This is a genomic window from Pseudomonas sp. S07E 245, from assembly GCF_019599025.1.
GTDB classification, from domain to species: Bacteria; Pseudomonadota; Gammaproteobacteria; order Pseudomonadales; family Pseudomonadaceae; genus Aquipseudomonas; species Aquipseudomonas shirazensis.
Genome location: NZ_CP080625.1, coordinates 213,109 through 226,633, shown reverse-complemented (window position 1 = coordinate 226,633; position 13,525 = coordinate 213,109). Strand labels below are relative to the sequence as shown.

Genomic DNA, 13,525 nt, shown 5'->3' with positions numbered 1-13,525 from the left:
AGACGCAAGAAAAAGAGCGCCAGTATAAACGACAACGGCCCGCAAGCGGGCCGTTGTCGTATGCAAGGTAACGATCAGCTCAGGGCTGCGAGGACCTTGGCAGTGATTGCTTCAACCGAGCCGACACCTTCGATGTGGCTGTACTTCGGCTTGCCGTTGGCAGCGCCAAGCTTCTGGTAGAAGTTGACCAATGGCTTGGTCTGGTCGTGATAGACCGACAGGCGATGACGCACGGTTTCTTCGGTGTCGTCTTTACGCTGGACCAGATCTTCGCCAGTCACGTCGTCTTTGCCGGCAACCTTCGGCGGGTTGTAGACCACGTGGTAGACGCGACCCGAGCCTTCGTGGACGCGACGGCCAGCAATGCGCTGAACGATCTCTTCGTCTTCCACGGCGATCTCGACCACAGCGTCCAGCTCGACGCCGGCAGTGACCAACGCTTCAGCCTGCGGAATAGTGCGCGGGAAGCCGTCGAAGAGGAAACCGTTGGCGCAGTCTGGCTGGGCGATACGGTCCTTGACCAGGTTGATGATCAGCTCGTCGGAGACCAGCTTGCCAGCGTCCATGATCGCCTTGGCTTCGATGCCCAGGGGGGTGCCAGCCTTCACTGCGGCACGCAACATGTCGCCGGTGGAGATCTGTGGGATCGAGAACTTTTCGGTGATGAATTTTGCCTGAGTACCTTTACCGGCCCCGGGAGCTCCCAGCAGAATTACGCGCATCTTGTGCTCCTCATATTTTTTTATGCAAATCAACGGAGTCGGCGTCAGGGCCAAGTCCGGAAAATCAGGTGTCGACCAGAAAATCGGTCAAAAGGCTGATCAAGATACACAGCGCCCGGCGACCAGACAAGCGTCCCAAAGTTGCGATAAACCGCCACTTGCGACCTGCCGTGGCAAGGGTTGCCCTCGGTGCAACCCTGTTCTGCCGTGCACTATCGTAGCCCGCCCCCGCCCACCTGAGCCTCCTTTGGGGGCACCCTAACCGGTGTTACGCAGGCCGGCGGCAATCCCTGCCACAGTGACCAGCAGCGCCTGCTCCAGCGGGCTGTCCAGAGCGGCTTCACGGCTGCGCGAGCGCGCCAGCAGCTCGGCCTGAAGGCGATGTAGCGGGTCCAGATAGGTGTTGCGCAGGCTAATGAATTCGAGGGTCTCAGGGCTGTGTGCGAGTAGCACCGGCTGCCCGGTCAGGCCCAATACCACCTGGCATGACTGCGACAATAGGTCGCGCAGGTGCGCACCCAATGGCAGCAGCTCGGGTTGCACTAGACGTTGGTCGTAGGCCTCGGCAATTTGCGCATCGGCCTTGGCCAGGACCATCTCGAGCATGTCGATGCGGGTGCGGAAGAACGGCCACTGCTCGCGCATCTGCGCCAACAGCTCACCCTGGCCGCGCGCCAAGGCATTGTTCAGGGCGCTTTCCCAACCAAGCCAGGCCGGCAGCATCAGCCGTGTCTGCGTCCAGCCGAAGATCCATGGAATTGCCCGTAGACTTTCGATACCGCCCGCGCGGCGCTTGGCCGGGCGACTGCCCAACGGCAGGCGGCCCAGCTCCTGCTCGGGAGTCGACTGGCGGAAGTACTCGACGAAGTCAGGGTTCTCGCGCACCACCCCGCGATAGGCCTTGACGCCATCGGCGGCGAGTTGGTCCATCACCTCGCGCCAGGCCGGCTCAGGCGGCGGTGGCGGCAGCAGGGTGGCTTCGAGCACGGCGGCCAGGTACAGGTTGAGGTTCTGCTCGGCGATGCCCGGCAAGCCGAACTTGAAGCGGATCATCTCGCCCTGCTCGGTGGTACGGAAGCGCCCGGCGACCGAGCCGGGTGGCTGCGACAGGATCGCCGCATGGGCCGGGCCACCGCCGCGGCCGACGGTGCCGCCACGGCCGTGGAACAGCAGCAGTTCGACCTGATGCTCGCGGCAGATCTGCACCAGGGTTTCCTGGGCGCGATACTGCGCCCAAGCCGCCGCCGTGGTGCCGGCGTCCTTGGCCGAGTCGGAGTAACCGATCATCACTTCCTGCGGGCCGCGCAGGCCGCTGCGGTACCCCGGCAGGCCAAGCAGCCGTTGCATGACCGGGCCGGCGTTGTCCAGGTCGGCCAGGGTCTCGAACAACGGCACCACGCGCATTGGCCGGGTCAGGCCGGCTTCCTTGAGCAGCAGTTGCACGGCCAGCACATCCGATGCCGCGCCGGCCATGGAGATGACGTATGAGCCAAGTGACGCCGCCGGCGCGGCGGCCACCTCGCGGCAGGTATCGAGGACCTCGGCGGTCTCGGCCTGCGGTTTGAAATGGGCCGGGAGCAACGGCCGGCGATTTTTCAGTTCAGCCTGGAGGAATTCGATGCGCTGCTCTTCATCCCAGTCGGCATAACGACCAAGGCCGAGGTAGTCGGTGATCTCGCTCATCGCATCCCGATGGCGAGCAGCGTCCTGGCGCACGTCCAGGCGCACCAGGAACAAGCCAAAGGTGACGGCGCGGCGCAGGCAGTCGAGCAGCGGGCCATCGGCGATCACACCCATGCCGCACTCGTGCAGCGAGCGGTAGCACAGCTCGAGCGGGTCGAGCAGTTGACGGTTGTCGCTGAGTACCTGAGCACCAGGCGGTTGGTTGCTGGTCAGTGCGGCCTGGGCCCAGCTGCGAGTCGCACGCAGGCGCTCGCGCAGCTGCTTGAGCACACTGCGATAGGGTTCAGAGCCCTCGCCTGCCTGTTCGAGCAGTTCAGCACTGGCCTGCTGCATCGACAGTTCGGCGGCCAGGCTATCGATATCACGCAGGAACAGGTCCGCGGCCATCCAGCGCGCCAGCAGCAGCACCTCGCGGGTCACGGCGGCGGTGACGTTGGGGTTGCCATCACGGTCACCGCCCATCCACGAGGCGAAACGGACCGGCGCCGACTCTAGCGGCAGGCGCAGGCCGGTTGCCTCGAACAGCGCCTTGTCGACTTTGCGCAGATGGCTGGGCACGGCCTGCCACAGTGAATGTTCGATGACTGCGAAGCCCCATTTGGCTTCGTCCACCGGGGTCGGCCGGGTGCGGCGGATTTCCTCGGTGTGCCAGGCCTCGGCGATCAATCGGCGCAGCTTGTCGCGCACCTGCTCGCGCTCGGCGGGGGTCAGGTCGCGGTGATCCTGCACGGCCAATTGCGCGGCGATGGCGTCGTATTTCTGGATCAGGGTGCGCCGCGCGACCTCGGTTGGATGCGCGGTCAGCACCAGTTGGATATCGAGCTTGGCCAACTGCCGAGCGAGGGCATCGTCGCTGTGCCCTTCCTGCTTCAGGCGGGCCAGCAGCTCGGGCAAAACCCGGCTCTCGAACGGCTCGGGCTGGTCGGCAGCGCGGCGGTGGATGAGCTGATACTGCTCGGCGATGTTGGCCAGGTTGAGAAACTGGTTGAATGCCCGCGCCACCGGCAACAGCTCGTCATCGGCGAGGTCGTCGAGGGTCGAGCTGAGCTGCTCGGCCGCGCCGCGGCGGTCGGCCTTGGCGCTGTGGCGGATGGCTTCGATCTTCTGCAAAAACGCATCGCCATGCTGCTGGCGAATGGTTTCACCCAGCAGTTCCCCCAACAGATGGACATCCTCACGCAAGCGTACATCGATATCGGTCATCAGGCCTTTCTCCAGCGCGGCTCGTCCGCGCATCCATTCAGGAACCAGCAGCCCCAAGAGTGCCCACAGCAGCGCGCTCAAGGCAAGCCTGACACCGCCAAAGCAACTAAAGTTGAGCAGAGCCACTCCCAATCAGTGCATGGCATCACGCCCTATCCAAGCTGCACAGAGGTCATCATGAAAATCCGCGAACTCGCCCAACACTGGGAACAGAACGCCGCAGGCAGCCTGAGCCCGACCAGCCACATCCTGCATCTGGACCTGGAATCGGAGGCGCGCCTGGCCGCGCTGATCGATATGTTCCCCAAACGCACCGCCGAAGAACTGCTCGGCGAACTGGTCGCCTCGGCCCTCGAAGAGCTGGAAGCGAGCTTCCCCTATGTGCAGGGCCGGCAGGTGATTGCCACCGATGAGCAAGGCGACCCCATGTATGAAGACGTAGGCTCTACGCCGCGCTTTCTGGCTCTGTCGCGGCAGCATCTGCAGACGCTCTCAAGCACCGATCAAGACCCTGCCAAATAACGTGCTGACGACCGCGGGGGGCCCGTGCGCCCCGCCGCAGTTACCCTGCCCTACCCCTGCGCGAGCTGAAAGTTCCGCAGTTTCTCGCTGACCGTTCAGTCAGAAAATACTTGTAACGGCTTGCTATTTTTTTCGGAACTATTCGAAAAACGCTCCAGTCCGAGCCAATAGCCATCACGCTAAAACCCTGCACACAGTGGTAGTGCACAGTACAGCTGAAGCGCGCACTGTCAGGGAACGAGCGATGGACTGCCACGGACATTGTCATCAGGAGTGATCCAATGGAGCTGACCAACATGAAGAGCCGCACTATGCCAACATCATCCACCCGCATGCATGGCCTGAAACTGGCCGCGCTGGCCCTGGGCAGCACGTTTGTCCTCGCTGGTTGCGCCGGCAAGCCGCCAACCGAGCAGTACGCCGTGACCCAATCTGCGGTCAACGCGGCGGTGAGCTCCGGCGGTACCGAGTTCGCTGCAGTAGAAATGAAAGCGGCGCAGGACAAGTTCAAGAAAGCTGAAATTGCCATGCACGACAAAAAGTACGAAGAAGCCAAGGTGCTCGCCGAGCAGGCTGAGTGGGACGCCCGCGTAGCAGAGCGCAAGGCACAGGCTGCCAAAGCGCAAAAAGCCGTGCAGGACTCCCGCCAAGGCGTCCAGGAACTGCGTGAGGAAGGCCTGCGCAGCGCTGAATAAGCCTGCCCGCCTCCCCCAGCCTTCGTTACTGATTAAAGGAAGAACACTATGCGCAACTACGTCATGATCCCCGCTCTGCTGGCCCTGAGTGTTGGCCTTGCTGCTTGCTCGCATGATCCAAACGCCAACCTCGAGTCTGCTCGCACCAGCTTCTCGGCGCTGCAGAGCGATCCACAGTCGACCAAACTGGCCGCCCTTGAGACCAAGGACGCGCAGGATTGGCTGAACAAGGCCGACAAGGCCTACATGGATCGCGAAGACACCAAGAAAGTCGACCAGCTGGCCTACCTGACCAGCCAGCGCGTTGAAGTCGCCAAGCAGACCATCGCCCTGCGCGCTGCTGAAGGCGAGCTGAAGAACGCTTCGGCGCAACGTGCCCAGGCTCGCCTGGATGCCCGTGACGCCCAGATCAAGAAGCTGCAGGACAGCCTGAACGCCAAACAGACCGACCGTGGCACCTTGGTGACCTTCGGCGACGTGCTGTTTGACTTCAACAAGGCTGAACTGAAGAGCAGCGCCCTGCCCAACGTGACCAAGCTGGCGCAGTTCCTGGCTGAAAACCCAGAGCGTAAAGTGATTGTCGAGGGCTACACCGACAGCGTCGGTTCGGCCAGCTACAACCAGAGCCTGTCCGAGCGTCGTGCTGGCGCTGTGCGCATGGCCCTGGTACGTGCCGGTGTAGATCCAGCGCGTATCGTCTCGCAGGGCTATGGCAAGGAATACCCGGTTGCTGACAACACCAGCAACTCCGGCCGTGCCCAGAACCGTCGTGTGGAAGTAACCATTTCCAACGACAACCAGCCGGTTGCACCGCGTACTGCTGCCAACCAGTAAGGGTTGCCAGCGGGGCTGCCTGGCAGCCCCGTCGCGACAAACAAAAACCGCGTGAAGCCTTTGGGCTCACGCGGTTTTTTTGTGTTCTGCTTTGGCGGGAGTTTCAGAATTGCTGGGGCCGAGCAGCGGCCCCAATGCGATTCACTGCACTTGCCGCGGCGTCTCCTCGCCAACACAGCGCACCGCACGCTTGCGATTGTCGACCAGCACACCGGTCAGGCCCTTCTGCTGCATATCGATCAATACCAACACCCCATCCATGCACTGCGCCACCTGCGCCGCAGGCTCCAGCGAGACCTTGTAATCCTCGCCCGGCACCGTCTTGAGCATGGTGAAGTCCTGCAGCAACAGGGCATCCTCAGGCTTGGCAAAATGCAGGTAGCCGTAATACCAGAGGGCCCCTACCGTCACGATGATGCTACCGACGCCGGTCAGAATCAGCGGGATGGCGTTGCGTTCTTCACTCATTGCTTGTTCTTCTCATCAGGGAAATTAGGCACTTCGGCCAAGCGCCGCAGGCCGTTGAAATGGGTCGGATCATCCAGGAAGCGGATCATCACCTGGCGCCAGGTCGGGTCGGCAAAGGTCTGCACGTGGCCGCCGCGGGTCAGTTGCAACACCCGTGGTGGTGGCGCATGACGGTACAAGTCCAGACCGTTTTCCAGCGGCACCAGGGCATCGTCGATGCTGTGGAAAAACAACTTCGGCGGGCTGTCCAGGTGCTCGATCGAGCGGATCGCGCTGTCGCCGTCGGGCACCAGCCATGACAGCGGCACCTGCAGCGGCCAGGTCAGCCAACCGGTACCCAGCGCGTATCGCCCGACCGAGCGATAACTGGCCGGCACGCCATCGAACACCAGCGCACTGAAGCGCTGACGCTGCTCAGGGTGGCCCGCCAGGTAATGAATCGCCATCGCTCCGCCCAGGCTCTGCCCCAGCAGCACCAGTGGTTTGCCCTGCACCTCAGGCGCCCGTTCAAGCCAGCTCATGGCTGCAGCTATGTCTTCGTACACCTCAGGCAGGCTTGGCTTGCCTTCAGACAGGCCATAACCGCGATAGTCGATCATCAACACCTGGTAGCCCTGCTCCGGCAGCCAGTAGCTGCCGCCGAGGTGCCCAGGCAGGTTGCCGCCGTTGCCGTGCAGGTGCAGCACCGTACCCTTGACGTCGACGCCATCCTTGGCCGGCAGCCACCAGCCGTGCAAGCGCACGCCATCACTGGTGGTCAGGGTCACATCGCGATAGGCCAGCTTGGCCCGCTCGGGGGTGAATGCCTGGCCCGGCTCGGGATAGAACAGCAGGCTGCTGCAGCCGCCGAGGGTCAGCGCCAGGGTCAGCGCCAGGCCTTTACAGAATGTTCGCGTAGTCGGCTTCAATGCGATCAAGGCTCAGGTGATTGAGGAAGTTGGAGAAGCACATCCAGGCAGACAGCGCATTCAGGTCGCGGAATTGCTCGGGCAGGTACTTGGGCGGTTCGACAAGGCCTTCTTCGACCAGCTGACGCAGGGTGCGCATGTCCTCCAGAGTGGTCTTGCCGCAGAACAACAACGGGATCTGCTCAAGTTTGCCCTTCTTCACGGCCAACTGAATGTAGTTGTAAACCATGATGAAGCCCTTGAGGTAGGACAAGTCCTTGGTGAATGGCAGGCCGTTCGGCACCGAGCCGCGGAACACTCGGCTGGCGTTGCTGTAGCTCTGGCCGATCTCGAAGCCCTGGCCACGGAAGAACTCATACACCTGCATGAAATCGGCGCCCTGCTCGACCATGTGAATGGCCCGAGTGCGGTTGGTCAGCTTGCGCAGGCGACTCGGGTACGAGGCAAAGGCGATCACTTCCATAAGGATGGCCAGGCCTTCCTGGGTCACAGTCGACGACGGCGGCCCCTTGGCGAGGAAGGTGCAGATCGGCTGGTTAAGCCCGTTGAGCGTGGTACCAACATGCACCAGCCCTTCATGAACCTCCAGCGCACGCACATCACGGCTGTTGAACATGGCATCGGCGCGCACCTTGATGTAGTCGGCGCCCGCCGCTGCATCGGCGACGATACCGTCGGACTCGAACACGCGGATGGTGCCTTCGGCCTCACCGAACACCGTATTCAGCCGGCGCTGGAGGATATCCACCGCTTGCTTGGCCGTGAGGTTCTTCGGCTCGTCCTTGAGATCGCCGCGGCCATCGATGTTGTTCAGGTAATCAGAAAGCATCAGGCCAAGGTCGGCCAGGGTCGGGTCGCCGGCATGAAACGCATCGGAAGCTGCACCATACAGCTCCTGCGAAATCAGACCGAAGTCCTCGGTGCCGCGCGCTTCCAGCATGCGCACCACCATGCGGTACTCGCGGCACATGCGCCGCATGATCTGCCCGACCGGGTTGAACTGGCCAAGCTGGCGAGTGATATCGCGCTCGATGCTCTGAAACTCGGCCTTCAATGCACTCGAATCGAAGCCCAGGGGGCGCGACTGGTAATAGGCGCGGTCCACGGCAGGCGGCTCTTTGCCCTTGCCGTTGATGAAGGCCTGGCGGATGTTATCGTCCCACTTCACCGCATCGAGCACGCGGATCGGCGTCTGCGCCACGACAATGCGGTCGGACAACGCGCGAATGGTCTGCTGATACTCGTCCACGGCTAATTCCTTGTAGCGGCTATTACTTGCCGACGCGCTGGAAGCGCGCCACTTCGACGAACAGGTCAGAGTTGGCCGGGTCATCCAGGTAGGCCAGCACTCGCTCGGTCGGGCTGTCGATCAACACGCCCGGACCGTTGTCTTCCGGCACCTCGATACTGCGCCCGCTGAGTTCCTTGCGCGTGAGCGCCTCGTGCACCTGATCGACGTCCAGGTTGTACACCACCAGTTCCTTGCCGTCGGCGCTGACCTCGAAGCCGCCAATCAGGAAGTTGCCGCCCAGGCGCTTGGGCACCCCGGCCGACAGGTACCAGCGGCTGCCATGACGGGCCACGGTAAACACGTAGTCCTCAGCCGGCTTGCCTTTGGCTGTGGCCAGCGCCTTGTAGCTGTTGCCAGCCGCGCGGCTGATGCTCAGCTTGAGCGGCTCACCCCAGGCATCCTTGCTGCTCCACTTGCCCAGTAACGCCTTGGGTGCGGTCTGGTTGGCCGGCAGCGGGTCGCCAAAGGTCACCAGACAACCGCCCAGCATCAGGAATGACAACGTCAACAACACCATACGCCAGGCTTTCATCAGGCTCTCCTAGATAGATCGGTGACGCAAACCGCTCGCAGCTCAGACCGATGCCAGCACCAGGTGCAGGTAGCGGGTAAGAATAGCGAGCATCTGCCCATCGGCCTGCCCGTTCGTTTGTTCAAGCAGGCCTTGATATTCCATCTGCTCGATAATCGCCGTCAACATCTGTGCGTCCTGCTCGGGATGATGCGAGCCGATTACCTGGAGCATCTGCCGCGCGCCTTGCGCGAGGATCCGTTCGTGCGCGCGCACCAGCTCGGCCAGCCGCGGGCAGAGCAAGGCCTCCTGGCGGAAGGCCTGCTCGGCCATGAGAAAGTCACGCCGATTGCTCAGTTGCCGGCTGACGTAGTCGGCGGTCATCCGCGCGATTTCATCGACCAGCCGCGTCCGTGATGCGGCGCTGCCATCGTCCTGCGCGAGCAACTGGCGCAACACCCCTTCACTGGTCGCCCACAGCTTGGCCATGTAGTCGGCGCTGCGCTCGACGTACTGGGCAAAGGTATCGGTGAGCAGGTCTTCGATGTCCTTGAAGTAGTAGGTGGTGGCCGACAGCGGCACACCGGCCTCGGCGGCTACGGCGCGGTGGCGCACGCCGCGCACGCCGTCGCGGACGACGATGCGCATCGCTGCATCGAGAATCAGCTGGCGGCGTTGTTCACTGCCCTGGCGGCTGGTCTTGCGCCCTTGGTACTGCACGCTTTCAGCAACGGCGCTGGCTACGCCTGCTGCGCCTTGTTCGGCGATTGCTGGGTTCACGCTGAATACCTCGTGGAATTGATCGTCGTACAGCACTGCTGTCACCCAGCGGCCGAGCCGCGGATGACAGCCAAGAAAAAGCCGCCTCGAAAGGCGGCTTGTTCACAGCACTCAGGCCTGTGGGCGCATATGCGGGAACAGGATCACATCACGGATCGACGGCGAGTTGGTCAGCAACATCACCAGGCGGTCGATACCGATGCCTTCACCGGCAGTCGGCGGCATGCCGTATTCCAGCGCACGGACGAAGTCGGCGTCGTAGTGCATGGCTTCGTCATCACCGGCGTCCTTCTCCGCCACTTGGGCCAGGAAGCGCTCGGCCTGGTCTTCGGCATCATTGAGCTCGGAGTAGGCGTTGGCGATTTCGCGGCCACCGATGAACAGCTCGAAGCGGTCGGTGACGTTCGGGTTGGCGTCGTTGCGGCGGGCCAGCGGCGACACTTCGAACGGGTACTCGGTAATGAAGTGCGGCTGCTCCAGCTTGTGCTCGACCAGCTCTTCGAAAATCATCACCTGCAGCTTGCCCAGGCCTTCGTGGCCGAGCACCTTGGCACCTGCCTGCTTGGCAATCGCGCGGGCCTTGTCGACGTCCTGCAGGTCGGCGGCGGTCAGCTCGGGGTTGTACTTGAGGATCGAGTCGAACACCGACAGGCGCACGAACGGCTCGCCGAAGTGGAACACCTTTTCGCCGTAAGGCACGTCGGTGCTGCCCAGCACCAGCTGCGCCAGCTCGCGGAACAGCTCTTCGGTAAGGTCCATGTTGTCTTCGTAGTCGGCATAGGCCTGGTAGAACTCGAGCATGGTGAACTCGGGGTTGTGCCGGGTCGAAACACCTTCGTTACGGAAGTTGCGGTTGATCTCGAAGACCTTCTCGAAGCCACCCACGACCAGACGCTTGAGGTACAGCTCAGGCGCGATCCGCAGGAACATCTGCATGTCCAGCGCGTTGTGGTGGGTTTCGAAGGGCTTGGCCGCCGCGCCACCTGGGATGGTCTGCAGCATCGGCGTTTCCACTTCGAGGAAGTCGCGCTTGGCAAGGAAGCTGCGGATGTGCGAGATCACCTGCGAACGCACACGGAAGGTGTGGCGGGTCTCTTCGTTGACCATCAGGTCGACGTAGCGCTGGCGATAGCGCTGCTCGGTGTCGGTCAGGCCGTGGTGCTTGTCCGGCAACGGACGCAGCGATTTGGTCAGCAGACGCACGCTGGTCATCTCGACGTACAGGTCGCCCTTGCCGGAACGCGCCAGGGTGCCTTCGGCGGCAATGATGTCGCCCAGGTCCCAGGTCTTGACCGCAGCCAGGGTCTCTTCCGGCAGGGTCTTGCGGTTGACGTAGACCTGGATGCGCCCGGTCATGTCCTGGATAACCATGAAAGAGCCACGGTTGAGCATGATACGACCGGCAACCTTGACCGGGATCGCTGCAGCTTCCAGCTCTTCCTTGGTCTTGTCGACATACTGCTTCTGCAGATCGCTGCAGTAGCTGTCGCGACGGAAGTCGTTGGGGAAGGCCTGGCCCTTGGCACGCTCGGCGGCAAGTTTTTCCTTGCGCAGCGCGATCAGGGTGTTTTCTTCCTGTTGCAGGTCTTGCGGGTCGAGTTTGAGATCGCTCATGTCGTCAGATTTTCCATCAAGGATTCATTGCCCTCGCCCGCAGGCGAGGGTCTTGCAGCTCAGCAGCCGAGAAGTTACAGGCCTTGCTTGAGGCTCGCTTCGAGGTATTCGTCGATATCGCCGTCCAGCACCTTGTCACAGTCGCTGCGTTCGATGTTGGTGCGCAGGTCTTTGATTCGCGACGCGTCGAGCACGTACGAGCGAATCTGGTGACCCCAGCCGATGTCCGACTTGCTGTCTTCCAGAGCCTGCGAGGCTGCGCTGCGCTTTTGCATTTCCAGCTCGTACAACTTGGCCCGCAGCATTTTCATGGCGGTGTCCTTGTTGGCGTGCTGAGAACGTTCGTTCTGGCAGCTGACCACGGTGTTGGTCGGCACGTGAGTGATCCGGACCGCCGAGTCGGTGGTGTTGACGTGCTGACCACCGGCACCCGAGGAGCGGTAGGTGTCGATACGCAGGTCGGACGGGTTGATGTCGATCTCGACCTTGTCGTCGATCTCGGGCGAGACGAACACTGCCGAGAACGAGGTATGACGACGCGCGCCGGAGTCGAACGGGCTCTTGCGCACCAGGCGATGAACGCCAATCTCGGTACGCAACCAGCCGAACGCGTACTCGCCCTTGATGTGCACGGTGGCGCCTTTGATGCCGGCGACTTCACCTTCGGACAGCTCCATGATGGTGGCGTCGAAGCCACGCTTGGAGGCCCAGCGCAGGTACATGCGCAGGAGGATGTTGGCCCAGTCCTGTGCTTCGGTACCGCCGGAACCGGCCTGGATATCCAGGTAGGCGTTGTTCATGTCCATCTCGCCGCTGAACATGCGACGGAATTCCAGCTTGGCCAGGGACTCTTCGAGACCTTCGAGCACTTCGACAACGTCGTTGACCGCCGCTTCGTCGTTTTCTTCGACGGCCATGTCGAGCAGCTCGCGCGAATCGGCCAGGCCACTGGACATCTCGTCCAGGGTGCCGACGATCTGCGCCAGCATGGCGCGCTCGCGGCCCAGCTCCTGGGCGTACTCGGGTTTGTTCCACACGGCCGGGTCTTCCAGCTCGCGGTTGACTTCGATCAGGCGCTCAGCTTTCAGATCGTAGTCAAAGATACCCCCGAATCGATTCGGAACGTTCGGTGAGGTCTTTGATGGTGTTGAGGATCGGTTGGATTTCCATTGGGCAGGCTACTCGCGCGAATTCGGTGAAAAGCCGGTGAGTATAAACCAGTCCGAGCCACGGCGGCAGACCCGCCGGGCAGGCGCAAGGCGCTTATCAGGCAATACCGGCCTGATTGCGCCCATTATTCTTGGCCAGGTACAGGCCCTTGTCGGCGGCCGAGATCAGTTGCCGGCAATGGCTACCGATGGCCGGGGTCAAGGTAGCGATGCCCAGGCTCACGGTCAGCCGCGCATCGGCCTCGGGTGCGGTGTGGGCAATGCCCAGGCCGTAGACCGACTGGCGCAGTTTTTCGGCAATCAGGCGGGCGCCGCCCGGCGAGGTGTTAGGCAGCACCAGGGCGAACTCTTCGCCGCCGTAGCGCGCCGGCAGGTCGCTTGGCCGTGAGCATGAATTGCGAATCGCTGCAGCCACCTGGCGCAGCGCCTCGTCACCGGCCAGGTGGCCGAAGCTGTCGTTGAAGGCCTTGAAGTAGTCGACGTCGATCATCAACAGCGACAGCTGCTGCTGCTCACGCATGGCCCGGCGCCACTCCAGTTCCAGGTACTCGTCGAAGTGGCGGCGGTTGGACAAGCCGGTCAAGCCATCGGAGTTCATCAGGCTCTGCAGCATCAAATTGGTGTCGAGCAGTTGCTGCTGGCTGACGCGCAGTGCGCGATACGCTTCATCGCGCTGCAACAGGGTCATATAGGAGCGCGAGTGGTAGCGAATTCGCGCCACCAGTTCGATGGTGTCCGGCAGCTTGACCAGGTAATCATTGGCCCCGGCGGCAAACGCGGCGCTCTTGACCAACGGGTCTTCCTTGGTCGACAGGACGATGATCGGGATGTCCTGGGTGGCCGGGTGGTTGCGGTATTCGCGCACCAGGGTGAGGCCATCCAGGCCCGGCATGATCAGGTCCTGGAGGATCACCGTCGGCTTGATGCGCATGGCCTGGGCGATGGCCTGATGCGGATCGGCACAGAAGTGGAAGTCGATATTCTCTTCATGGGCCAGCCCACGCCGCACCGCTTCGCCGATCATTGCCTGATCGTCCACCAGCAGCACCATCGCCGAGTTTTCGTTGGCGGTCACAAGACCTGCGCTTGGTAGATCAATCATGCCTGTTCACCTGGTCACGACCG

13 protein-coding genes are annotated in these 13,525 nt (G+C 62.4%); 3 read left to right on the top strand and 10 right to left on the bottom strand.

Features of this window, described 5'->3' with window-relative positions; all coding sequences use genetic code 11:
• Positions 1 to 74: 74 nt before the first annotated feature.
• Both adk and ppc read right to left on the bottom strand, forming a co-directional pair.
• A complete protein-coding gene (gene adk, locus K3F44_RS01030; RefSeq protein WP_101317175.1) occupies positions 75 to 722 on the bottom strand; it encodes an adenylate kinase in 648 nt (215 codons plus the stop codon).
• 258 nt (positions 723 to 980) lie between these two features.
• Positions 981 to 3,608 carry a phosphoenolpyruvate carboxylase gene (gene ppc, locus K3F44_RS01025; RefSeq protein ID WP_220634125.1) on the bottom strand — a complete coding sequence of 876 codons (2,628 nt, stop codon included), beginning with the start codon at positions 3,606 to 3,608 and terminating at the stop codon, positions 981 to 983.
• Between the two features lie 177 nt (positions 3,609 to 3,785).
• On the opposite strand from ppc, the gene K3F44_RS01020 reads away from it, so the two are divergent.
• The 3 genes from K3F44_RS01020 to K3F44_RS01010 all read left to right on the top strand — a co-directional run bounded on the left by K3F44_RS01020 (position 3,786) and on the right by K3F44_RS01010 (position 5,659).
• Complete coding sequence (locus tag K3F44_RS01020) at positions 3,786 to 4,130, top strand: pilin assembly protein (RefSeq protein WP_150573692.1); 345 nt, start codon at positions 3,786 to 3,788, stop codon at positions 4,128 to 4,130.
• Between the two features lie 281 nt (positions 4,131 to 4,411).
• Complete coding sequence (locus tag K3F44_RS01015) at positions 4,412 to 4,825, top strand: DUF4398 domain-containing protein (protein WP_101317168.1); 414 nt, start codon at positions 4,412 to 4,414, stop codon at positions 4,823 to 4,825.
• A 48-nt stretch (positions 4,826 to 4,873) separates the two neighbouring features.
• Positions 4,874 to 5,659 carry an OmpA family protein gene (locus K3F44_RS01010; RefSeq protein ID WP_101317166.1) on the top strand — a complete coding sequence of 262 codons (786 nt, stop codon included), beginning with the start codon at positions 4,874 to 4,876 and terminating at the stop codon, positions 5,657 to 5,659.
• 141 nt (positions 5,660 to 5,800) lie between these two features.
• Here the strand turns inward: K3F44_RS01010 and K3F44_RS01005 are convergent, their stop codons facing one another.
• The 8 genes from K3F44_RS01005 to K3F44_RS00970 all read right to left on the bottom strand — a co-directional run bounded on the left by K3F44_RS01005 (position 5,801) and on the right by K3F44_RS00970 (position 13,502).
• Positions 5,801 to 6,127, bottom strand: coding sequence for a hypothetical protein (locus K3F44_RS01005; protein ID WP_101317164.1), 327 nt, complete (start codon positions 6,125 to 6,127; stop codon positions 5,801 to 5,803).
• A complete protein-coding gene (locus K3F44_RS01000; protein WP_220634124.1) occupies positions 6,124 to 7,035 on the bottom strand; it encodes an alpha/beta hydrolase in 912 nt (303 codons plus the stop codon). The genes K3F44_RS01005 and K3F44_RS01000 overlap by 4 nt, the downstream gene beginning before the upstream one ends.
• Positions 7,007 to 8,284: a flavohemoglobin expression-modulating QEGLA motif protein gene (locus K3F44_RS00995; RefSeq protein ID WP_101317158.1), complete on the bottom strand. Its 1,278-nt coding sequence runs from the start codon at positions 8,282 to 8,284 to the stop codon at positions 7,007 to 7,009. Before K3F44_RS00995 ends, K3F44_RS01000 begins: the two co-directional genes overlap by 29 nt.
• Before the next feature lie 22 nt (positions 8,285 to 8,306).
• Complete coding sequence (locus K3F44_RS00990; protein WP_101317156.1) at positions 8,307 to 8,858, bottom strand: hypothetical protein; 552 nt, start codon at positions 8,856 to 8,858, stop codon at positions 8,307 to 8,309.
• 42 nt (positions 8,859 to 8,900) lie between these two features.
• Positions 8,901 to 9,605, bottom strand: a complete 705-nt coding sequence (locus tag K3F44_RS00985; protein ID WP_101322957.1) for a TetR/AcrR family transcriptional regulator — start codon at positions 9,603 to 9,605, stop codon at positions 8,901 to 8,903.
• 123 nt (positions 9,606 to 9,728) lie between these two features.
• Positions 9,729 to 11,231 carry a lysine--tRNA ligase gene (gene lysS / locus K3F44_RS00980; protein ID WP_150571533.1) on the bottom strand — a complete coding sequence of 501 codons (1,503 nt, stop codon included), beginning with the start codon at positions 11,229 to 11,231 and terminating at the stop codon, positions 9,729 to 9,731.
• A gap of 74 nt (positions 11,232 to 11,305) precedes the next feature.
• Positions 11,306 to 12,401 (bottom strand): peptide chain release factor 2 gene (prfB, locus tag K3F44_RS00975; RefSeq protein WP_101317151.1). Its coding sequence is split into 2 segments (ribosomal slippage): positions 11,306 to 12,328 and positions 12,330 to 12,401, totalling 1,095 coding nucleotides; the frame shifts between segments, so codons are not numbered across the junction.
• A gap of 96 nt (positions 12,402 to 12,497) precedes the next feature.
• The gene (locus K3F44_RS00970; RefSeq protein WP_101317149.1) at positions 12,498 to 13,502 is read right to left on the bottom strand and encodes a PleD family two-component system response regulator; all 1,005 of its coding nucleotides are present in this window, start codon (positions 13,500 to 13,502) and stop codon (positions 12,498 to 12,500) included.
• Positions 13,503 to 13,525: the final 23 nt, after the last annotated feature.

Excerpts from the sequence above, each read along its gene's own strand:
- lysS (WP_150571533.1), bottom strand. The coding sequence starts at position 11,231 with ATGAGCGATCTCAAACTCGACCCGCAAGACCTGCAACAGGAAGAAAAC.
- K3F44_RS00990 (WP_101317156.1), bottom strand. The coding sequence starts at position 8,858 with ATGAAAGCCTGGCGTATGGTGTTGTTGACGTTGTCATTCCTGATGCTG.
- K3F44_RS01010 (WP_101317166.1), top strand. The coding sequence starts at position 4,874 with ATGCGCAACTACGTCATGATCCCCGCTCTGCTGGCCCTGAGTGTTGGC.
- ppc (WP_220634125.1), bottom strand. The coding sequence starts at position 3,608 with ATGACCGATATCGATGTACGCTTGCGTGAGGATGTCCATCTGTTGGGG.
- K3F44_RS01005 (WP_101317164.1), bottom strand. The coding sequence starts at position 6,127 with ATGAGTGAAGAACGCAACGCCATCCCGCTGATTCTGACCGGCGTCGGT.
- K3F44_RS01015 (WP_101317168.1), top strand. The coding sequence starts at position 4,412 with ATGGAGCTGACCAACATGAAGAGCCGCACTATGCCAACATCATCCACC.
- K3F44_RS01020 (WP_150573692.1), top strand. The coding sequence starts at position 3,786 with ATGAAAATCCGCGAACTCGCCCAACACTGGGAACAGAACGCCGCAGGC.
- adk (WP_101317175.1), bottom strand. The coding sequence starts at position 722 with ATGCGCGTAATTCTGCTGGGAGCTCCCGGGGCCGGTAAAGGTACTCAG.
- K3F44_RS00970 (WP_101317149.1), bottom strand. The coding sequence starts at position 13,502 with ATGATTGATCTACCAAGCGCAGGTCTTGTGACCGCCAACGAAAACTCG.